Below are 21,223 nucleotides of genomic sequence, written 5' to 3'. Positions count from 1 at the left end.
TACACCTCAACTTTTAATCATTTTAGTTTATAAGCCCAAGGACTCATTTCTAGCTTAAAAGTGCTTAGTGATGAGCAAAAAGTACAATCTAATAAAACGCTAGGTATATGTGCAATGGATTAGTTTTACAGCCAAACATTAATTTAGGAACAGTAAAGCTTAAAGAGCCACATAATGGTATTTTACCGAAATTTTAATCAATCGGATCTGATAAATCGACAAGATCAAGATGATCTCTGATTACTTTCATCACACCATACTCAAGATTACTCGGCGCACTAAAACGGGCATATGTTTTTACTTTTTCATGTGCATTTTCTACTGCATAAGAATGAAAGCTTGCTTGTAACATTTCGATATCGTTAAAGTAATCACCAAAACTCATTGTTTGTTCGAAACTAAATTTTAATTTGTCTTGTAAATATTTGATGGCATCGCCTTTTGAAGCATTTATATTCATCACATCAAGCCAAATCTTGGCGCTTACCACTACTTTGTGGTCGACATCGAATTTTGCATTAATTGACGGATATATAAATTCTTGCGAGCCATCAAAATGGCAAATAGCCACCTTAATAAACTCATCTTCAACTTCGAGTAAATCTTTTACATAATTACAACGATGGTAGTATTTTTTTATTTCTTCCAGTGCTTCAGGTACTTGTGTTTCAATGTATGCGGACTTTTTACCACATAAGACAATATGTGCCGCTTCGATTTTTCGAGCCTCTTTGATAATGCTATGTATTGAGTCGATATCAATAGTACAACTGTAGAGCTCTTTGCCTTGATGCATAACTAAGGTGCCATTTTCAGCAATGAACATCATGCGGTCTTTAACCGAAGAAAAGGTTTGTAATAAGCTATAATATTGGCGTCCAGAAGCAGCTGCAAACATAATATCTCTTTGCTCTAATTGTTGGAACACCTCAAAAAAATCAGGTGGTAAACGACCATCTTTATCTAACAAAGTGCCATCCATATCGGTAGCAATGAATTTAATATTATGTTGTGCCATTGATGAATGCTCGCTTATTTTGTAAGGGATTGATAATAGAATGATTATATGATTTTTAGTTATGCTTTAGCAAATGGATAAAAACCATGTGACTATTATTAAAAGAAACAATTTAGAAGTGACGTTTCATGCTCTGTTAAAAATCATCTAGATCGCGTTTTTGGTCTCATCCTAAATAAAGTATTACTTCTTGGTTTGATTTTTAGCCAGCTATTGTACTAAATAATAAATTCCTTTTAAAAACGCCCATCACTCAATTTATTCAATCGATGATAGAAAAGAGAATAACTAGTTGAGCATCAATTAAATATGAATTAATGTGGTTAAATGTTGAGCAATAAAAATGACCGTTAGTTTAACTTTTGAAATAGTTAGATGTTCATGCATCACCAGCAGTCATTAGTAAATTATAACAATCGTTCCAGAAATTTATTCTTTTTTGTCCTTATCGGTGTCAAGAAGGGCGCTCCATAAAGGAAGGAGAATTACTATGAAAATAATAACTGCATCAGTGGGAGATAAAGGCGAAAACAACGTTGAAGACGTTAAAATAGTACAAGGCTTGCTCAATCAACATAAGTTAGCTGCCTTTACAAAGCCTTTGAAAATAGATGGGCAATCAGGGCCTTTTACGATTAAACGAATAAACGCTTTCCAAGAAGTAATGATGAATATGCTTCAACCAGACGGTTTGGTCGAAGTTAATGGTGAAACCTTGAAGCGTTTGCAGGTAACTAAAGAAATAGTTACATCGAGTAGTTCGCTATTTTTTGGTGATAAAGGAATCAACCTTTTGAAAGAGATCGAAGGGTTGGCGATAACTCCCTATGACGATCAAACTGGCAAAGATATTAAAGTTTGGGTAGAAGGTGCAACGATTGGTTATGGTCATTTGATTGCTAAATCAGATTGGTCTAAATACCAAGCCGGTTTGAACGAGGATCAAGCGATTAGATTATTACAAGCAGATCTCAATCCTTTTATTAACACAGTAAAAAGTAAAGTGAGGGGTGATGTGATGCAACATGAATTCGATGCAATGGTCATATTCGCTTTTAATATCGGTCAAACAGGTTTCTCTCAGTCATCTGTGTTAAAAATGATCAATGATCCTGAAGTTATAACCGCTTACTCTACACTAGAAAAAGCTTGGAAAGCTTGGAATAAATCACAAGGTAAAGTTAACCGTGGTTTAGAAAATAGAAGACAGGCTGAGTGGAATATCTATCAGAAAGGAGTTTATGAAAAATGGTAAAAAGTTGGTTTATTTATCCCTGTCAGTTTGTTCTTAGTTGTTTGTTATCTATTAGCGTTATTTTTGCAGCGTCTGCAATTGATAACCCTGATACTCCAGATCTGATTGGCGAATTTGAAAAACGAGAAGTTGTTTATGTGATAGCAATCGATGACCCCAACAATAACAGCAGAGAGTATTTAGTTGCCTATGATAACTATCTGCTATTTTTAGACAAAGAATTGAATAACGCTTTTACAAGTATTAAGTCGAAATTACCCAAGGCAAGGTATTCAGATTTGATAGCCGCGCAGCGATTCTGGTTAAAGTACCGTGATGCAGAATTTGAGTTAATTAAAAGTACTTGGACTCGTGACGATTTTGGCACTTCAGCGGGAATATCTCGTGGTGATTATCGAACGCGGATAGTTAAAGATCGTATTATTCAGTTGTTACATTATGCAAAAAGTCTTTAACGGCGAATTATACAAATAGTCTTCAACGTTGAATTATTTAAAAAGCATTTAGCGTTAGACTATGACACTAGCTTCTAATACCAAAATATATTGCTACTTGAGATGTTTAGCTTTATTTAAATGATTAAAACAAAAAAAAGCTCACAGCACGTATTTCTGGACCCTGTAAATAATGCTGTATTTTTCAATTAACAGCTCATCATTTTAAATAGTTAGATAATTAAGTTGAATACCAAGTTCCAAGGTATCTAAAACAGATTGTGTCGTTGATTTATGACTTATTTTACCGACTTCAAGTTCGACCAATGCTACGGCTGAAATTTGTGCAAAGTCTTTACCCGCTAAAAGTATTTGTATTAACGCAACTTGAAGTGGTGGCAAACTTGGATTAAAAGCTGCATTTTCAGCATAAGCACCTATATAGATTGATTGATCATCAAGTTGAACAGCGATGCCACAATAGTTTTCTGAATAGGGGGCATGACTGATATTTAAAGCAGCAACGGCATTAGTGAGCAATAAATCATTATCAGAAATGGCATATTTTTGTGGTTTATCTTCCATTAACAAGGTCTTTATATTGAGATTTTTAGGACCAAATGATTCTGGTAGATATTCTTGTAACGTTTTTGCCTGTCGATTTGGCAGTTGTACCATCATTTTATCCGCACTACTTAGTTCATTCATAAACTGTCGGCAATGTCCGCAGGGACTGTAGTTTATGGTGATATCTTGTATGCCTTTTTCTCCTTTCATCCAAGCATGGGAAATGGCAGATTGTTCAGCATGTACCGCTTGTGCCAATGGTGACCCTGGTAGTTCAATATTAGCCCCAAAGTATAATATTCCTGAAAGGCCGCGTGCAATCGCTCCGACACAGAAATTGGAGATAGGAGAATAGGAGTAACTTGCAGCAAGTGGAAGCAGTGCAATACGTAACTCACTGTCGCTTAATGCTGTTAAAGTCATTAACTCATTAAATTGGGCTACTGAAATAGTGGCAGAAAAGTTTTTATCTTCAACGATAGGTTTTAAGTAATCGGCTAAAATTATAGGTAGTTCATTTAATGCGTTTACTAACAATTTATTCATTATTTTATTCCCATTATTTAATTTCTATTATTTTATTCCTAGGCTTTCTGAACAACTGGCTTCTGATCTAATGCTTTCTGAATGTAGGGATTTTTTATCGCTTGAGCGACGCTCGCTCCATTTATGCAATTGTTCTCCGGTATAAGTCATCAGAAAGCCAACAATAGCACCAACAAATAAGGCAATAATCGTAACCATCCATTCTCCATTGGCAGAAAAAATGGCGGCGGCACCGATGAATGTGCCAGGGATAAATTTAAGCACATTAAATTTAGCTTGAAAACACATAGCAAAGGCGAAGATAGCCGTTGTAGCATACGAAGCAAAATCAGCTGCAAGGTAAGTGGAGAGAAGAATAATTAAAATTGCCCAGATTGCACCACTGAAATTAGTCAACCAGACTTGAACCAATCCTTTCATGCCTTTATCAGTAGAAGCGAAATAACTGGTTGCCCCTAAGAAAACTAACCAACTTGCAATATCAAAAAAATTAGTAAACCAAACTAACAAGCCGGATAAAATGCCCGTGCTGATTGACAATGCTAACAGTAAACTCATTGAATATTCCTAACCTTTGTAAATTAAAATGGTATAAAAAACATGAAAAGAAAGCACATGCTTTGAGTAAAACATGTGCTTATCTTTATAGAAAAGAGAGGTAATAATTGATTGGTTGCGTTACATAACCCTTTGTTAAACGTTAACCGATATTAGGCAGCACTTTTGTTCAATGCTATCTGATAATAAACTAACAAATGAATAGATTAATCATCATATTCAAAGGCAATATCATTATTTCTTACATTAAGCTATGAGCATCAAATACTGCTTCAATAACTCTTACTCTCGTTTCTTGTGCCTTTTTATAGGCTTTGCTTTAAATATCTTCCGCGCGGATTTGTCCGTAAACATTTGGTGTTGGTTGATAAGCTTGGTCGCCTACTTTAATAGCCTGAAGTAGTGCTGTTGCAGCTTCTTGCCATTGTTCTTCACTACGTGCATGAATCACTGCGAGTGGTTTTTGATCGTTTGCAGTTTCACCTAAACAAATGAAATTATCAAAACCAACTGCATAGTCAATTGTATCGGTAGAAACGCGACGTCCACCACCCATACTTACTACGGCCATACCAATTGCTCTGGTATCCATCGCCGAAACAATGCCACTTTTTTCTGCGTAAACAGGTTTGCTAATTTGTGCTTTTTCTAGGTATTTGTCGTAGTGTTCAACAAAGTCTTTAGGTCCGCCTAAACCGGCAACCATCTTACTGAAACAAGCAGCAGCAGTGCCGTTGTCGAGTACGGTTTGCAACTGTTGGTGTGCTTGCTCGCTGTCTTTGGCTAATTTACCCAATACTAGCATTTCTGCACAAAGTGCCATGGTGACTTCATAGAGGCGAGGATTACGGTATTCACCTGTTAAGAATTGGACAGCTTCACGTACTTCGAGTGCATTACCTGCCGACGAGGCTAATACCTGATTCATATCAGTTAAAATAGCCGTTGTTTTTGTGCCAGCACCATTTGCTACAGCAACAATAGATTTAGCCAGTTCTTCAGATGCCTGATAGGTTGGCATAAATGCGCCGGAACCTACTTTTACATCCATCACTAATGAATCCAAACCAGCAGCTAGTTTTTTAGATAAAATAGAGGCGGTGATCAAACTAATATTATCTACCGTAGCAGTGATATCTCGAATAGCGTAAACACGTTTATCGGCTGGTGCAAGGTTGCCAGTTTGGCCAATTATCGCCACACCTGCTTGTTTGGTTACTTCACCAAAAACATCATTACTTGGAGTAATGTTGTAACCAGGAATTGATTCTAATTTATCTAGTGTGCCACCTGTATGGCCAAGGCCACGGCCGGAGATCATTGGTACAAAACCGCCACAGGCTGCAACCATTGGACCTAACATAAGCGAGGTAACATCACCAACGCCACCCGTTGAATGTTTATCAACAATAGGGCCACCAAAATTCATGTGATCCCAATTCATAACCATACCTGAATCACGCATTGCACAGGTAAGGGCAATTCGCTCTGACATATCCATTTCATTAAAGAAAATAGTCATAGCAAATGCGCCAATTTGGCTTTCTGAAATAGTATCGTCTGCCACACCTTGAATGAAAAAATTGATTTCTTCAGTGCTTAGCACTTGTCCATCACGTTTTTTACGGATAATTTCTTGAGGTAAAAACATTAATCTCTCCATACTCTTTAACGAGTTTTAATTAATTGTTTGTCTGCCCCTCTGAAATAAATAGAAGGGCTAGCTGTATCGAAAACGATGCCTAGTATGCTGTTGCATCGGCTGTTTGATTCGTCACTTCTAATGTATTCAATAAATTAGTCAGTAGGCTTGATGCACCAAAACGGTAATGCATGTTATCGGCCCATTGCTCACCTAAAATTTGATCTGCCATTGCTAGATATTGAGCCGCATCTTGTGCTGTTTTCACGCCACCTGCCGGCTTGAAACCAACGCGCTGAGTAACACCCATATCGCGGATCACTTTAAGCATAATTTCAGCTGATTCTGGTGTGGCATTAACTGCAACTTTACCAGTGGAGGTTTTGATGAAATTTGTACCAGCTTCAATGCTTAACTCTGACGCACGCTTAATTAATGCTTCAGTTTTAAGTTCTCCAGTTTCAATGATCACTTTAAGTAAAGTGTCACCACATGCTGCTTTACATTGTTTTACTAACTCATAACCAACATTTTCATTACCGGCGATCAGGGCGCGGTACGGAAAAACCACATCAACTTCATCGGCTCCATAAGCAATCGCAGCTTTAGTTTCTGCAACTGCAATCTCAATATCATCGTTGCCGTGTGGAAAATTAGTCACGGTTGCGATACGCACTTCAGGCGTACCTTGTTCAAGTAGGGTTTTCTTAGCAATAGGGATAAAACGAGGATAAATACAAATTGCAGCAGTATTACCAACGGCCGTTTTAGCATTATGACAAAGCTCGATTACTTTTTGATCAGTATCATCGTCATTCAATGTAGTTAAATCCATTAGCTTGAGTGCACGTAAAGCAGCTTTTTTAATATCAGACATAGGGTTGGCTCCGGTTTTATCGTAAGTTGAAAGAAGTTTATGTGCTTGAGATTACATCTAATAAAAGCATTGATATATACGATATTGGCAAAGCACTTTTTACGTATGGAAAAAGTGATGGGTTGATTAAAGTCCTTGGAGGTTTTTTAACAGTTAGGTTATGCAGTAAAGTTATACAACTAGACTATACAAGTAATTTTATAAAATTAGGTTTATAAAAATTGGATATAAAAGACATAACAGAGCATAGACGAAGCTCTGTTATTAGGAGGCATTTTAAGCGAACCGTCATAATAAAAAACACTGGCAGTCAAAAATTAAAAGATAGGTATATTTAGTACGGTTAGATGTTCTTAACCCAAGGACCTAATGCAATATCCCAATAGGGAGGCGTACCAATATGCTCCTTCAAAAACGTGATCACTGCATTGAGTCTTTTTGGAAGGTGCTTTTTTCGTGGGTAGACGGCATAAACCGGCATATCTAAATTAGCTTTCCAATCTGGCAGGAGTTGGATAAGTTTACCTGTTTCAAATTCATTGGATAATAAATAGGTCGCAATATAGCCAACGCCGTGGTCTCCGATAACTGCGTCTCTTACCGCTTCAGAAAGGTTGACACGATAGTTGCCCGTCACATGGTTACAGCACAATTGCTCACCTTTACTAAATGGCCAATAACTATAGTCACGGGTATTACTATGATAAGTCACGCAGTTATGATGCAATAAATCATCTGGGTGAATAGGTTTCGGGCTTCTTTCTAGGTATCCCGGTGAAGCGGCAAGCACAAAATTACCATCGGCGACTCTTTGGGCTATATAACCCTCATTAATATCTGCATGGGTTGTTATCCATAAATGAATACCTTCATTTAGCATGTCGATCTTTTGATCTGAGAAAGTGATGTCAAAATTGATCTCTGGATACTGTTTTTGCATTTTATCTAATACTGGAATGACGTGCAGTGCGCCAAAACTTCGTGATAGTGCCAAACGGATGGTGCCTGACATTTGTTCCGTTGCATCCATCATTGCCGCTTCTGCATTTTGAATATTGGCATAGAGTTGAGCACAATGTTCAGCAAACTCAATACCAGCATCGGTTAAGGTTAAATTGCGCGTGGTTCTTTGCACAAGTTGCACATTGAGTTCTGACTCTAATTGAGTTAATTGTTTACTAACATAGGAAATTGATACATCCAATCGTTCAGCCGCTTTAGTAAAGCTGCCACTCATTTTCAATATATGTAATAAATACATTTGATTAGCACGATTTTTCATTTCAATTTCCAAGTTTTAAAAAAGCATCTTACAAAGATAGTAAATGCAATGCCAGTAAAAGAGCCGAATGGTAGATAAGTGAAGTGAATAATTTAAATTAACCTGCTATTGATCAATATCTATTGTCGCGATGCGAGGGTAATCCCTCATTCTTAAGGGCATTCACTAGTAGGCTGAGTATTTTTTAGAAGCTGGAAATAAGTGCAATTCACGTCCAGCTTATTACTTCGCGTGAATTGTGTTTTTCGATTATCTATTTTATATTTTTCAGTGAATGAAAATTAATTTGAAGCTTTATTTGCAGGCTCAAACCAATGATATCTCAACATCACTTTTGAGGTGCGTACTACATGCTAATACATAACCTTGAGCCACATCGTCATCACTGAGACCAACTTGACTGCTACTTTCTACGTTACCCTTGGTGATTTGGCATTTGCAAGAGCCGCAAACACCGGAACGACAATCTTGAATGATGGGTAAATTCATTTCCTCAATGGCATCAAGTAGTGTCGCGCAACCGCTCATTTCAATAGAAGTGTTTGAAGCTGGTACACTGATGGTGAATAAATTTTGGTTGGTAGTGTCAATTGAATGAGATGACCGTTCACCGAAACTCTCTTTATAGAAATGTTGCATGTCAAAACTTTGCTGTATTAAGTACGCTTCAAGAATGTTCATGAAAGGGGCCGGACCACATGTATATACCGCATGATTCGACAGTTTAGGAATCAATTCATTTAACAACGACTCTCTAATTAATCCGGTTTTATATCCTTTGGCAGGAATGTCTGAAAGTATGATATCTACATTGATATTTGCATGTTGCTCATTTAACTTTTTGAGTTCGTCAGCGAATATAATGTCATCGACACTACGTGTAAAATAGATGAAGTGAATTTGTGAAGGAGATTGAGTATCTACCAAATAACGCGTCATCGCTATCATTGGTGTGATACCACTACCGGCACTAATAAATACATAATCGTCACTTTGGGTTGCATCTATGAGATTGAATTGTCCACGCGGAGAGGTAGCTTGCAATTGCATACCTGGTTGTAGTTTGTCATGCAAGTAATTGGAAACCTTACCTTCTTGAACTCGTTTAACCGTTAGCATCCAGTTTTCTGGCCTTGTTGGACTGGAAGACAGAGTATAAGCACGACGAGTGATAATACCATTCACATTCACTTGTATAGAAATATATTGGCCTGAATGGTACTCCAGAGCAGGTGATTTAAAACAAAAGGTGACAGTATCATGGGTTTCTTGAATACGTTGTTCGCAAATAAGAGCAATGTTGGATGTGTCGATCGGGTTATTGGAGGTCGATTCTGCGTTGTTAGACCGGCCATTAATCAGTTTGCCAATGAATTTAATAAGCCAAAGTATTCGCAAACACAAAAAAGCTGGGACGATAATAAATACTGCGACTTTTACAAACGGTACGATGATCATTACCCACATCGGGTTCTCGTTAGTGTCATTAAGCGGTAATGGAACAGCATTAATTTCTGTCGCCCAATCAGTCAAAGTTAATAACCATAATGCAGCACAAACTAAGCTAGAGATGGTTAAAATGATGGCACTACGTTTTTTCCATTGATGAGTCAGGTACTTCATTTTACTTCCTTGACTGAAGCGGCTTTGTTTTTCATTTTTACAGTCATTGTCTTGATCCAGTCCCAATGTAAGGCTAAGTGTATCCCGAGCATTGGTATTAATAAGTTACTTGAAGTGTCGTGGATCATAAACCAGAAAGGGGATAGCGGTAACCCAAGTCCTAACAAAGGCAATACAACTTCGGAAACAATAACGCCACTCAGTATTACTATCATCATGGTCAGGTAAATAATTAGATCCCATATTGCATTAAAGCGAGCTTGTCCTTTCAGATTATTGATCAATAATTTAGGGAAGTTTTTAATCCAATCCCAATGCAATAGTAAGTGGGTCATGAAAGGGATGAAGAAGAAGAAGCTTAACCATTCGTGTATTGCAACGCCTGTGAATTTAGGAACGCAAACTAGAATAAACGAAATAAAAAGCCAAATATCCATGACATAACGCATTTTTAAAAAATCATTTTTCCACGTGCTTTGGGGCATGTTATCTCACCATGTAAATAAATAGTTAATTACTATTTTGTGCTTAAAGTGGTCATTATGTCGCTGTGTTATTTGTTTTGTATTGTATCTTTTACTGTATTTTTAAGGTGCTGCATAAAGGTCTTAAAGTGGGGCATAAAATCAGCAAATAATGCATGTTTGCGTTGCTGCATCATAACCGGACCTAATAAGCGCAGCGCAACGGCCACTTTAGGGACATCTGATGCTTCCAAACCGCTGCCTTTTTTCAGATTTTCTACAAGATTAAACAAATCTTCTCTATCTTCAAACTCAAACTGTAATTTTTGACATTCAACAGTTTCCGAATCAATTTCTTCAACAGTGATCTTATAGCTATTACCTTTTTTGCTTTTAGGGATCATGATTATTTCTCCAATATGGTCTTTAATTTTAAAAACAAGTCTGATTAGTTGTTAGGGGGAGTTTACTAGATAAATAGGGCCATCAATAGTGCTGACCCTATTAAGTTAATTAAACGATGTTAAACAGCAGTGGTCGATTTATGTAATGACTGTGCCATTTCTGGTTTTGTAGTCAGTTTTTCCTCAACTTTGTGCATATCAATTATTTCAGTCGCGCTAAGATGGCCGTAATCTTCACGCATATATTTGAACGTTTTCATCAACATATAACTTATCAGTATTAACAGTGGTGCGGCAAATATTAAGATAGCAGACTGCATTGACCCGACGGGTGCATTAACGATGATAAACACAGCAGGGATAGCGATAATGACCAAACACCAAAAGATCTTAAATAAGGTTGCTGGGTTCTTGTCTCTATCTAAAACGCGTTGAGTTTGACAAGCAACGGTGAATACCGAACCGTCTAAGGTGGTAACTAATAACAAAAAGGTTGCAACAATAAATACAGCCAAAATAACTGAAGAAAAGGGAAGTGTGTTTAATGCTGCCACGATCGATTGACTTGCTTGTCCATCAGAAACCATTTTACTGATATCTATTTTTCCATCCAGTTGGGTTTTCATCATAAAAGAGCCAGCAACGGAGAATAGTATTGCTGTTCCTGCTGTCCCGCCGCCTAGCATACAAGCGATAACGTCACGAAGTGTGCGTCCTTTAGATACCTTGGTAACAAAGATACACATCATTGGAATGAAAATCATCCAGTAAGCCCAGAAATAAGCGGTCCAGTTTTGTGGAAATTTATCTTGGTTAATTGCGTCGGTGTATAGGCTCATATGAATGAAGTTAGAAGCCCACATGCTGATTGATGTACTGGTATTTTCTAAAATAAATAGAGTTGGACCAAAAACAAGAATATAAGCAACCAGTGCGATTAGAGAATAAGTACCGTAGCTGGATATATTTTTCATTCCTTTCTCAAGCCCGACAAAAGAACTAATAATAAGTAATGCTGCAACCACCCCTAACATTAATAGTTTAAGTAATAGGGTATCAGTCAAACCAAATAATTGAGCAACAGAGGCAGAAACAATAGGGACACCAAGCGCAAGTACAATGATCAGTCCAAATACGATAGCAATAGGGTATGTGATGTCGATGGTACGTCCAACAACTTTACCAATGGCTTTATTTTTTATCATTACCTTTATTATATCGCTGAGTTTCAACGATGGATTTTTACGAACATAATAAGAGTACATGATTGGCACAGCGCTTATTGCATATAAAGCCCAAGCCGTTACTCCCCAATGATGTAAAGAGTAAGTAACAGCCCATTCATGTGCTAGTGTCGAACCTGCTTCGATAGCAAAGGGAGGTGTTTTAATGTAATAAGACCACTCAAGGAAAGCCCAATAAACAGTTCCTGAACCAACACCCGCCAAGGCCATCATAGTAATATAAGCGAAGGTTGAATATTCAGGTTTTTCGTTACCCATACGGATATTGCCGTATTTGCTTACCATTAAGAATGCACCAATTAATACCATCGCAAAACCAAACCACAGAATGGGGGTACCAAAATAGTAAGCTATTAATGTAAATATATCACCGGCGATGCCAATAGCACGTTCGGTATCAGTTAAGAAGAAGGTAGATAATGCACTTACGATGACTAAAGATATGATCACCGTGGTACGGTCAAAGTTGTTCAGATTATTATTTTCCATGTCAGGTTCCTATTCGTCCAATCATAAGCGCAATTGGACGTGACAGTGATGTATTGGAGCTCAGTTATTCAATGATGTAACTTAGAATCGAGGCTGCACGAACTTGTTCCCAGTCCATTTCGACACCAAGCCCTGGTGCATCGGAAACAGTGACATAACCTTCTTTGTTAGTACGGATCACATTCTTCGCACCATATTCAAAGTTTTCATAAGGGTAAGCTTGTTCGAAATATTTTCCGTTGTTATGTGCTAGTGCTACATGTAGGTTAGCTGCTTGAGTAATGGTATAACCCCAGCTCTGAATCTCTAGTGTTTTACCAAAAGCCTCTGCTAAGCTAAAGCATTTAACTAGTGGCGTTATACCACCACAAACAGTGGCATCTTGACGTACATCAGACCAAAGATCGTTAGACAGAGCGAAGGCAACCTCGGGTAATGTTACTAAGCAATTACCGTGACTAGATATTTCTAAATTTGTTTCACGTACTAATCGTTGGTAGCCTTTAAAATCGTAGTCAGAAAGTGGCGCTTCAAACCACATCCAACCATATTCATCTAGTCGTTTAGCCATCTTTAACGCATCTTGTTGGTTGTAGTACATTGCAGTATCCAACATGAATTCAATACCACTATCGCCATAATGTTTTTGTACTGCTTCAACGAGTTTATAGTCACGTTCAAATACGCATGGACAGTGCATTTTAACGGCCTTAAAACCGTGTTTGATGCAACCATCAATAAATGGAATATATTCTTCAACGGTTTCAAACATAGGGGTTGACGCGTAAGACAACATTTTATCGCGACACCCACCAAGCATTTGGTAGATAGGCATGTTTGCTTTACGGCCCTTAATATCCCAACAGGCGATATCAAAGGGAGATTTAGCAACCAATCCGCCCCAGTTACAACGGTTTGCTAACCAGGTATTAATTTCGCCAGTATTAATTGCATTTTTCCCGATCATACCTGGCGCAATATTACGCATTGCTTCGACAATACACTTGTCGAAATCATTTTCTGTATAGCTAATGGTGGCGCCAACACCTTCAGTACCATCATCACAGATAATACGAACAATGTTATTGGTATACATTAGCGGCATTTGATCCGCTGCCCATGGTAATGAATCTGCATTCTCATCGGCAACGGCATAAAGTTCGATTCGTTTTATTTTGGCTTCAATTGCCATAGTTATTTTCCTTATTTATTTAGTTGAGTCCAACATCAGGACTAATTTGTTTGGTTAATTACAGAGCACTTCCCGCTTCTTTCATCATTGCGGCTACTTCGCGACCCTGTAATTCACGAAATGCTCTGTTGTGTTTTAATGACAATATGCATGCGCTACCAGCGGCATGACCATATTCAAAAGTTTGTGCAGTAACGCGCGCTGAAGCGAGTGCTTCGTGTTCAGCGCTTAAGCAACGTCCTGCAACAATAATATCTTCTCCAACTATCGGCACTAGGGTGTTGTAAGGCACATCGTAATAATCATTCAGTAACCAATGTAATTTAGGCGCAGTACCTGAATGAAGTTCTATCGGCCATGGACTGCGACAGATTGAATCTACATTTTTGCGACACTCCACAACATCTTGGTTACTCAGTTTGCTGACGCCCTCAATAGATCGAGTCTGGCGAATTCCGACTTCTACTCCTGTATCAACGACATAACCTTCTTCGCAGCCTGGCACGAAGTTGATTAAAAATTTAGCGTATTCTCGAACTTGACGGCGACCAAAAATTTCAGCTTCGGTAAAATCAACGGGATCAATGACATTCAGTACACGGCCATCTTGCCCGGCTAAACGAGTTGCATTAACCATCAATTCGCCAGGACGTGTGGTAGGGAAGATCCAGATCTTATGACGCGGGAGTTGATATTCACCCGACACATTACAGGCAAGGATCTGCTCTGTTACTTTAGGAGGGCAAATAGTATTGTCTCCGTAGTAATCTAAGTAGCGTGGCATATCGATGCCACCTAAACGGAAAAACATTGAAGGGTTTTGAATGATGCCGTTATCACCAAAGAAATATTCTCCTCCTGCGCGAGCAACAACAGCAGCATCTCCCGATGCATCAATAATACGCTTCGCTAAAATAACGCTTTTACCTGCGTTAGACTCAACCACGACGCCACGATAATTATCTCCATCCATGATCACACCATCAACGGCCGTATGGAATAAAGTTTCTACGCCTGCATCTTCTAAGAAGTCATCGGCAACTTCACGCCAAACCAGAGGATCGTGGGTCACGGTAAACGTTTTTCCATATTTCTGTGGGCCAGTTACACCATTTTTGGCGAGTAGCGCTTGACGAAACTCTTCAGAAAAACCAAATACGACTTGTTCAGGAGATGCTTTTTGATCGTCGGTTGCCATGTATAGACCACAAATTGTTCCGGACATACCAGCTACTGCTGCACCACCGCAAAAACCATATTTTTCTATCACTATGGTATCCAAACCATTTCGACCACAGGTCGTTGCGGCTGCTACACCTGCCGCGCCACCTCCGACAACAATAACGTCGACTTCACGCAAAATAGGGAGTTGTTGTTGTGGGTGTGAAAGTGTGTTGTTGAGTTTCCAATTGTTCATAATTTAATCTCTCTCGTTGCGCTCATCTGATGTGTAACTGATATATCAGTAATATGTTATGAATATACCCTTGTTTTTTGGCTGTACAATGGAGACAATCTGAATTCGTGAAATTGCTCACTAAATAAGCTTTTAGGAAATATTCTGCCGATGCATAATAATCAGACAAATAAAACAGAAGTGGCTTATAACCAATTGGAAAGAATGATTATTTTCCGAGAGCTTGAGCCAGGTAGTATGGTCAGTGAAAAACAACTTGCGGAAAGCTTAGATTTAGGTAGAACGCCAGTGAGGGAAGCATTACAGCGTTTATCCTATGAGAAAATGGTAGAGATACATGCAAGACGTGGCATACAAATCCCTATTATATCGATCGAAAATCAACTCAAAATTTTAGAAGTTCGCCGAGATATAGAAGCGTTATGTGTGAAATATGCATGTTCCAGAGCTTCCATGGAGGAAAAACAGGAGATGCAAGCGTTAGCGACTCGTCTAGAAAGTTGTGCGAATAGAGGAGATGAGTTGGAATATTCAATTTTGCTGAAAAATATCCATAAAGTGCTCGTTAGTGCAGCAAGAAATGAATATTTACAATTAGCAATGGGGCCATTACAGGGATTATCGCGACGATTTTGGTTCGCTTATAAAGATGAAAAAACTGACTTGGCTGAAGCTTCATCATTACACGCTGCGGTATTAAGAGCGGTATGTCATACCGATATTGAAGAAGCGATTGCGGCTTCTCATCGCCTAAATAACTATCTCACCGATATGGCTTATAGAGTGATCGGGTCAAGATAGAGAATTATATCCATGACTACCATCATGGATTACTACGTCATTAACTCGAACACTAATACAAGGTGTTCGAGTTAATGATCTTACTTACGACTTATACCTTAATAGCCTGTTTCCTATTGTCTATTACCTATTGGTACCTATAAGAATAAAAAATACCTCTTTATTCTAGATAGTAAACGATTAGAAGCTCTTTGTATCTTGCATCATCTCGGTTATAAACGATTTTTATTTTAAGTATTCTTTGATAAATCGCTCTAACTCTACACAGGATCTTTCCATCAATTCATCTAATAGCTGTAATTGCTCTGCTTGTAGTGGTTTATTCTGACAATAAGATTCTAATGTCTCACATATATGATGTAATTTAATGAGTCCCAATGAAATCGCAGCACCTTTTAATTTATGTAACTTTTGTTGCTGGTGTTCGGCAGATAACTGATGAAAATCGTTATATTCACTGTTAACCTGTTGGCAAAATAGCTCAGCCAATTGAATTATTTTTTCACGGCCTAGGTAGTGAATATCTTCTTGTAATGTATTGCTATTAAAGAGTGGTTTATCATCATTACTGTTTAAAGAAGTATTATTATTTTCATTGCCGATATTAGTTAAAGGTAAAGTTTTATCGTGCTCACTATTTTCCATGACTTTATGTAGTGTGGGCTTAAGTTTTTTCATTTGCATAGGTTTCGTAATAAACCCATCAAAACCTGATTCAATGTAGGTGGCAATATCTTCAGTAAATACATGGGCGGAAACCGCAATGGTTTTAAAGGGAATGTTTTTTTCTTGTGCGATGCTTTTTAGTCGTTTTGAAAGTGTTACGCCATCAATATCAGGTAAATTGATGTCCAATAATGCTAAATGATAATCTCCACTATGCATTTGCTTTAATGCTTCTGATCCAGTTGTTGCGCTAGATACCTGATGGCCAAGTTTACTCATTAAAGCACAGGCTACATCAAGGTTAATTGCATTATCTTCTACTATTAACACGTTATATTTTTGCGATGGGAGATGTAATGAAGTCGAGTTGAGACTCTGTAATAGGCTGTTCATCATTGGCCCTTTATCTAACTCTATTTTGAAAGAGAAACAACTGCCTTTATGCTCCTCACTTATTATTGATAACTCTCCCTGCATCGCTGCGACTAAACGCTGGCATATGGCTAAACCTAAGCCAGTGCCGGTTGCTGTTTGCATATTTTCTATTTGAGTAAACGCTTGAAATACAGCGGCTTGTTTGTTTTTGGCGATACCACATCCTGTGTCTGTTACTGAGAATGTAATTTCTGATGATTCAGCGCTTTCATTACCCTTTGATGATATTGCTAAAACGATACTACCTTGCTGCGTATATTTAATGGCGTTACTCATTAAATTTATGAGTATTTGTCGTAATTTACCTAGGTCTGCATAGTACTGGATGTTGCTATCAAAATTAATATCAAAATCCAATGATAATGATTTTTTCATGGCCCTTGCTTGCATTAACTCAATTACATCTTGTCCCAGTTTTACTAAATCTATGGCACGAAGAGAAAGCTCAATATGGCCCGCTTCTATTTTAGAATAATCAAGAATATCATTAAGAATTTCCAGCAAACGTTCACCAGAATAAAGTATGGTTTGAACATACTTTTGTTGTTGTGCTGTAAGAGTTGTGTCTGCTAGTAATTCTAGAGTGCCAATCATACCGCTCATTGGGGTACGTATTTCATGGCTCATACTGGCTAAAAAAACAGACTTTGCTCGATTTGCTTGCTCGGCTTGCTGTTTAGCGACTGCGTGTGCTTTAGATTCTTCATTTAATTTATTATTGGTGAGGAGTAGTTCATTGGTTCGAACGCAGATAAGTTGTTCAAGGTTGTCTTTATGTAAGCGTAGCTCTTTCTCTATTTGTTGTTGTTTAAATTCAAGAGCTTGTTTTTTAATGGCTTGTTCACGGAACACATCCAAGGCATAAGCCATATGCTTAAACTCTTCATCCTTCGAGGGTTCAACGGTTATTTCAAGATTACCTGCAGCCAACTTTTCAATGGCATCAGTGTGCTTTCTTAATTTAAAGATAATGCCTTGATAAACAACTCTCCACATCACCAATATAATTACAATGAGAGATAACAACGCGCTTATTAAAAAAATATTCTTAGACCAATATACTAAATGTTTATGCTGGGAACTGGTTTGTTTAGCTAACTCACCTTGTTGTTGGACTAAGTTTAATATCTCTTGATTCAGATGTTTGAGCTGATTAGAAATATGATAGTGGAGTTTATTCTGTTCATTATTGAGGTGAATGAAACGTTGTTGTTGCAGGATAAAGTTATCAAACTGTGTCATTTTACTTAACGCTGCTTGCGCTAAATTAAGTCGGTAGGGGTCTGATATCTTTTCTACGAGAGCCATGATAAATGATAAATGTATATTTTTTTCTTTAATAAGCTTATTTAATGGTTGATATTCCGATGTGGTTTTTATTAGATTAGCTATTTGTTCGAGTTCTAAAGAGTGGCGCTCTAAGGCGGACATTTTATCGAGTAAATCTAGATCTTCTTCAATGATTAAATCGATTTCTTGTTGTGCTTGTGACAGTTTGTTTTTTTGTTCTATCAAATCATAAAGTCCTGACAGATGGACTATCGCAAAGGTACTTGCGTTCGCTACTTGTGAACGAGATAAAGTGGCAATATCATGAACGGAGGCTTTTACTGTATTGAAGTTTTGGTTCAAGTGTTGGGTATTGTCAATCTTGTCTTGTGCAAATTTATCGAGCAGAACAATATTGTCACTAATTTCATTTTTAAGAGCTTGTAACTGTATCAACTTTTTATTATTGATCTGAAGTGATTCAAGTTCGATAAATTCGTTTTCAATGGATAAATTAAGTCGCTCAAGTTGTTGACTATAAAGTTGACGTTGCTCTTCATCGACGGTGTTTTTTAATAAAGTCGCAGTATGGGTGATCTGTAAACTAATATTCGCTAACTCACGAGCACTAGATAGTATGGGCAAGGTTTGTTGTGTTATGGTATTACCCGTATTTGCAATAAGGGTAAGGCCATTCCAAGCCACTACACTGATAAAAAGTAATAAGCCCGCTACAAAACTAAAAGCAAATAGCAGTTTGTTACCTATGCTGTGTCTAAAGTGCACGCTTGCGTCCTTATACGATGACTAATTAATTAAGATTGAGTTAATTTTGAAAATACTACCCGTTCTGCTAACAACAATGTTTACTGCTTTATTTTATTTTTCACCTTTTATTCATGCTGAGCAGCAGATAACGAATGAAGATGATAACACGCAGAGTCAATTTAAAGTTTGTACCATCTATCCGCATCTCAAAGATTCTTATTGGTTAAGTATTAATTTTGGCATGACCGAGCAAGCAAAACAAAGAGGAATTCGATTAAAAGTACTTGAAGCGGGTGGTTATGGAAATATAGAGGTGCAATTAAAACAAATTGAACAATGTATTACTTGGAAAGCTGATGCTATCCTGATTGGCTCTGTTAATTTTGATCGCTTAAATGAACGTATTGAACAGGTAAATAAGCAGATACCTGTATTTTCACTGGTGAATGAAATTGCCACTAAAAAAATTACAGGTTCTACTGGCGTAGCTTGGTATCAAATGGGGTATCAATTAGGTCAATATTTGGCCGAATATCATCAACAGCACAATCCACAAAAAATAGGACAGCTAGCCTGGTTTCCTGGGCCTAATAATGCTGGTGGTAGTCCAAACTTAACGGCTGGATTAGAAGATGCATTAACAAATAGCAATGTCAAAATTGCCACTATTCAAGCAGGACTTAACGACAAAATAATTCAATTTACTTTATTAAAAAACACATTAATTAATTATCCCAATATTGACTATTTAGCTGGCAGTGCAGTAATGGCTGAAATCGCGGTCAGTGAAGTTGCTCAGTTGCCTGAAAATAAACGACCTAAAATTCTAAGTCATTATTTCAGCCATGGCGTTTACAGAGGTATTAAGCGTAAAAAAATATTAATGGCAAACTCAGATCAAATGGTTTTACAAGGCCAAATGGCGATTAATCAAGTGGCTGATTTTTTACAAATAGGTCATTTTAACGCGCAGCAAGCACCAAATATTATTTATATTGATCAACATAATATTAACGAGTTTGATGCTGATTTGTCTTTATCGCCAAGTCATTTTAAACCTGTTTATGAAGTGGGTATTGAATAGCGTTATAGTCATTAATCACTCTAACTTTCGGGGCTTTTTGACCATCATTATAAACTGTACTTATGAAACAAAAAAATAACCTTCGCCATGCACAGTAATGAAAATTTGCGGGTCTTTAGCGTTGTTTTCAATTTTATTTCGAAGCCTACGAACGAGCACATCAATGGTCCTATCATTTGGTGTCTCAACGCGGTGATCAATAAGGTTAAGTAGCCGTTCACGCGTCATTACTCGGCTTGGGTTGGCAACAAAAGCCACTAACATATCGTATTCAGCTTTGGTTAATTTTATTGGAATATTATTTTTAAGTAACTTACGCTTACCAATATCAAAACTACATTCCCCGAACCGAAACAGTTCATCATCAGACTCAACACTGCTTTCTGGTAATGTTTCTTGTTGTTTCGTTAAGGATATTCTCCACAAAACATTTTTGACTCTAGCCAACAGTTCTCTTAATTCAAATGGTTTTGTCACATAATCATCTGCACCCATTTCTAAACCAATAATCTTATCAATTGAATCACAGCGACCGGTCACTAATATGATCCCGATAGTAGATTGACTACGTAAACAGCGAGTTATCATTAAGCCATCTTCACCTGGTAGATTAATATCCAACATAACGAGATCAATGTGGTGTTTTTCGAGTATTTCATTCATTTGAGTTTTATTTTCAGCTTCACTAACTTGGTAGCCGGAGTGTTGAAAATACCCAACTAATTTTGCGCGTGTTATTGCTTCATCTTCAACGACTAAAATGTGCTTATTATACAAGCCATACTCCATCTAAATTTTTTATTGAGCTGAATATTAATCATATGTTTAGCTAACATATGCCTTAACAAGTAATAATGAACAGCACATTGGTTGTTGTAGGGCACATCATGGGACGTTCATTAATGATGGTTATGATAATGCATGCAGTAAAAATGATGCTGATTAATATCAATAATGTTAGCTAATGTTATTTAAAATTATCTAAAGTTATCTAAAAGCATCTAAAAATATTATCTTTAAGTGATTTGCTTTTTCACTCTTGATTGAGTGTAAATGTTTTTTGATATAAGGATTGAATGCTTATTATCCTAATAAAATACAACTTACTCTACTCTTCACTATTCGACTCATTTCATTTCTGTTCATATTCTTTCACATTTTTAAATAAGTTGTCTTTTTTACCGTCAA

The 21,223-nt window shown here is 37.4% G+C and carries 18 protein-coding genes; 4 read left to right on the top strand and 14 right to left on the bottom strand.

From position 1 onward, the window contains the following. Positions 1–193 precede the first annotated feature (193 nt). Positions 194–1,018 (bottom strand): Cof-type HAD-IIB family hydrolase, encoded by an 825-nt coding sequence (locus MT390_RS03750; protein WP_499439680.1) that lies wholly within the window; start codon positions 1,016–1,018, stop codon positions 194–196. Positions 1,019–1,508: 490 nt separating this feature from the next. On the opposite strand from MT390_RS03750, the gene MT390_RS03745 reads away from it, so the two are divergent. Then, complete coding sequence (locus MT390_RS03745) at positions 1,509–2,273, top strand: glycoside hydrolase family protein (protein WP_499439678.1); 765 nt, start codon at positions 1,509–1,511, stop codon at positions 2,271–2,273. Beyond that, positions 2,267–2,728, top strand: coding sequence for a lysozyme inhibitor LprI family protein (locus MT390_RS03740; RefSeq protein ID WP_499439677.1), 462 nt, complete (start codon positions 2,267–2,269; stop codon positions 2,726–2,728). Before MT390_RS03745 ends, MT390_RS03740 begins: the two co-directional genes overlap by 7 nt. A gap of 204 nt (positions 2,729–2,932) precedes the next feature. Here the strand turns inward: MT390_RS03740 and cdd are convergent, their stop codons facing one another. The 11 genes from cdd to MT390_RS03685 all read right to left on the bottom strand — a co-directional run bounded on the left by cdd (position 2,933) and on the right by MT390_RS03685 (position 15,012). Continuing rightward, positions 2,933–3,820 (bottom strand): cytidine deaminase, encoded by an 888-nt coding sequence (cdd, locus tag MT390_RS03735; protein WP_499439676.1) that lies wholly within the window; start codon positions 3,818–3,820, stop codon positions 2,933–2,935. Positions 3,821–3,847: 27 nt separating this feature from the next. Next, positions 3,848–4,378, bottom strand: a complete 531-nt coding sequence (locus MT390_RS03730) for a DUF1097 domain-containing protein (protein ID WP_166371310.1) — start codon at positions 4,376–4,378, stop codon at positions 3,848–3,850. A 319-nt stretch (positions 4,379–4,697) separates the two neighbouring features. Next, positions 4,698–6,029: a thymidine phosphorylase gene (gene deoA / locus MT390_RS03725; protein WP_499439675.1), complete on the bottom strand. Its 1,332-nt coding sequence runs from the start codon at positions 6,027–6,029 to the stop codon at positions 4,698–4,700. A 91-nt stretch (positions 6,030–6,120) separates the two neighbouring features. Next, positions 6,121–6,897 (bottom strand): deoxyribose-phosphate aldolase, encoded by a 777-nt coding sequence (deoC, locus tag MT390_RS03720; protein WP_499439674.1) that lies wholly within the window; start codon positions 6,895–6,897, stop codon positions 6,121–6,123. Positions 6,898–7,240: 343 nt separating this feature from the next. Beyond that, complete coding sequence (locus MT390_RS03715; RefSeq protein ID WP_499439673.1) at positions 7,241–8,179, bottom strand: LysR family transcriptional regulator; 939 nt, start codon at positions 8,177–8,179, stop codon at positions 7,241–7,243. Positions 8,180–8,485: 306 nt separating this feature from the next. After that, positions 8,486–9,802, bottom strand: coding sequence for an FAD-binding oxidoreductase (locus MT390_RS03710; RefSeq protein WP_499439672.1), 1,317 nt, complete (start codon positions 9,800–9,802; stop codon positions 8,486–8,488). Next, positions 9,799–10,287, bottom strand: a complete 489-nt coding sequence (locus MT390_RS03705; RefSeq protein ID WP_499439670.1) for a DUF4405 domain-containing protein — start codon at positions 10,285–10,287, stop codon at positions 9,799–9,801. Before MT390_RS03705 ends, MT390_RS03710 begins: the two co-directional genes overlap by 4 nt. A gap of 68 nt (positions 10,288–10,355) precedes the next feature. Then, the gene (locus tag MT390_RS03700) at positions 10,356–10,670 is read right to left on the bottom strand and encodes a DUF3861 domain-containing protein (protein WP_499439669.1); all 315 of its coding nucleotides are present in this window, start codon (positions 10,668–10,670) and stop codon (positions 10,356–10,358) included. Between the two features lie 119 nt (positions 10,671–10,789). Further along, positions 10,790–12,403, bottom strand: coding sequence for a BCCT family transporter (locus MT390_RS03695; protein WP_499439668.1), 1,614 nt, complete (start codon positions 12,401–12,403; stop codon positions 10,790–10,792). 64 nt (positions 12,404–12,467) lie between these two features. Continuing rightward, entirely contained in the window at positions 12,468–13,595 is a 1,128-nt protein-coding gene (locus MT390_RS03690) for a mandelate racemase/muconate lactonizing enzyme family protein (protein ID WP_499439666.1), read from the bottom strand. Positions 13,596–13,653: 58 nt separating this feature from the next. Continuing rightward, a complete protein-coding gene (locus MT390_RS03685) occupies positions 13,654–15,012 on the bottom strand; it encodes an FAD-dependent oxidoreductase (RefSeq protein WP_499439665.1) in 1,359 nt (452 codons plus the stop codon). Between the two features lie 150 nt (positions 15,013–15,162). Here MT390_RS03685 and MT390_RS03680 point away from each other — a divergent pair, with 150 nt between their 5' ends. Further along, positions 15,163–15,813: a GntR family transcriptional regulator gene (locus tag MT390_RS03680; RefSeq protein ID WP_499439664.1), complete on the top strand. Its 651-nt coding sequence runs from the start codon at positions 15,163–15,165 to the stop codon at positions 15,811–15,813. Between the two features lie 225 nt (positions 15,814–16,038). Here MT390_RS03680 and torS read toward each other — a convergent pair whose 3' ends face one another. Further along, on the bottom strand, positions 16,039–18,969 hold the full coding sequence (gene torS / locus MT390_RS03675) for a TMAO reductase system sensor histidine kinase/response regulator TorS (protein WP_499439663.1): 2,931 nt from the start codon (positions 18,967–18,969) through the stop codon (positions 16,039–16,041). Positions 18,970–19,015: 46 nt separating this feature from the next. Here torS and torT point away from each other — a divergent pair, with 46 nt between their 5' ends. Next, entirely contained in the window at positions 19,016–20,035 is a 1,020-nt protein-coding gene (torT, locus tag MT390_RS03670; protein ID WP_499439661.1) for a TMAO reductase system periplasmic protein TorT, read from the top strand. A gap of 60 nt (positions 20,036–20,095) precedes the next feature. Here the strand turns inward: torT and torR are convergent, their stop codons facing one another. Next, positions 20,096–20,812: a two-component system response regulator TorR gene (gene torR / locus MT390_RS03665; RefSeq protein ID WP_240923602.1), complete on the bottom strand. Its 717-nt coding sequence runs from the start codon at positions 20,810–20,812 to the stop codon at positions 20,096–20,098. Positions 20,813–21,223: the final 411 nt, after the last annotated feature.

Origin of the sequence: Vibrio sp. 2-Bac 85 (assembly GCF_037546705.1) — a bacterium.
In the GTDB taxonomy this organism is placed as follows: Bacteria; Pseudomonadota; Gammaproteobacteria; order Enterobacterales; family Psychromonadaceae; genus Psychromonas.
Note: the sequence above shows the minus strand (reverse complement) of the source record. Positions and strands in the feature narration are given on the sequence as shown.

Excerpts from the sequence above, each read along its gene's own strand:
- MT390_RS03710 (WP_499439672.1), bottom strand. The coding sequence starts at position 9,802 with ATGAAGTACCTGACTCATCAATGGAAAAAACGTAGTGCCATCATTTTA.
- deoA (WP_499439675.1), bottom strand. The coding sequence starts at position 6,029 with ATGTTTTTACCTCAAGAAATTATCCGTAAAAAACGTGATGGACAAGTG.
- MT390_RS03700 (WP_499439669.1), bottom strand. The coding sequence starts at position 10,670 with ATGATCCCTAAAAGCAAAAAAGGTAATAGCTATAAGATCACTGTTGAA.
- MT390_RS03695 (WP_499439668.1), bottom strand. The coding sequence starts at position 12,403 with ATGGAAAATAATAATCTGAACAACTTTGACCGTACCACGGTGATCATA.
- MT390_RS03730 (WP_166371310.1), bottom strand. The coding sequence starts at position 4,378 with ATGAGTTTACTGTTAGCATTGTCAATCAGCACGGGCATTTTATCCGGC.
- MT390_RS03685 (WP_499439665.1), bottom strand. The coding sequence starts at position 15,012 with ATGAACAATTGGAAACTCAACAACACACTTTCACACCCACAACAACAA.
- MT390_RS03750 (WP_499439680.1), bottom strand. The coding sequence starts at position 1,018 with ATGGCACAACATAATATTAAATTCATTGCTACCGATATGGATGGCACT.
- MT390_RS03680 (WP_499439664.1), top strand. The coding sequence starts at position 15,163 with ATGCATAATAATCAGACAAATAAAACAGAAGTGGCTTATAACCAATTG.
- MT390_RS03745 (WP_499439678.1), top strand. The coding sequence starts at position 1,509 with ATGAAAATAATAACTGCATCAGTGGGAGATAAAGGCGAAAACAACGTT.
- MT390_RS03705 (WP_499439670.1), bottom strand. The coding sequence starts at position 10,287 with ATGCCCCAAAGCACGTGGAAAAATGATTTTTTAAAAATGCGTTATGTC.
- MT390_RS03690 (WP_499439666.1), bottom strand. The coding sequence starts at position 13,595 with ATGGCAATTGAAGCCAAAATAAAACGAATCGAACTTTATGCCGTTGCC.
- deoC (WP_499439674.1), bottom strand. The coding sequence starts at position 6,897 with ATGTCTGATATTAAAAAAGCTGCTTTACGTGCACTCAAGCTAATGGAT.
- MT390_RS03740 (WP_499439677.1), top strand. The coding sequence starts at position 2,267 with ATGGTAAAAAGTTGGTTTATTTATCCCTGTCAGTTTGTTCTTAGTTGT.
- cdd (WP_499439676.1), bottom strand. The coding sequence starts at position 3,820 with ATGAATAAATTGTTAGTAAACGCATTAAATGAACTACCTATAATTTTA.
- MT390_RS03715 (WP_499439673.1), bottom strand. The coding sequence starts at position 8,179 with ATGAAAAATCGTGCTAATCAAATGTATTTATTACATATATTGAAAATG.